This window comes from Bacillus sp. HY001 (assembly GCF_007558965.1).
Taxonomy (GTDB): domain Bacteria; phylum Bacillota; class Bacilli; order Bacillales; family Bacillaceae_G; genus Bacillus_A; species Bacillus_A mobilis.
Genome location: NZ_VLTE01000270.1, coordinates 1 through 288, shown reverse-complemented (window position 1 = coordinate 288; position 288 = coordinate 1). Strand labels below are relative to the sequence as shown.

The window sequence follows — 288 nt, the reverse complement described above, 5'->3', positions numbered from 1 at the left end:
TAAACAAAGATGCTAAGGTTAAAAAACTTTTGAAAAGGAAAAAGTCAGCGCAAAGAGATATGTCTAGGAGATTTAAAAAAGGTGTAAAGATTCAATCTGCCGGATATGAAAAAGCGAAAGTTGAGCACCTGCGGTTATCTAGGAAAATTACGAATATCCGAAATAACCATATCCATCAAGCAACAGCGAAATTGGTGAAAACCAAACCAATGAGGATTGTTGTGGAAGACTTACCTATCTCAAACCTGTTAAAAAACAAAAAACTATCGAAAGCATTTTCATTTCAAA

The 288-nt window shown here is 34.0% G+C and carries 1 pseudogene; it reads left to right on the top strand.

The window, feature by feature from the left end:
- Positions 1 to 288 (top strand): annotated as a pseudogene (locus FOT98_RS31230) (RNA-guided endonuclease InsQ/TnpB family protein); the annotation flags it as partial.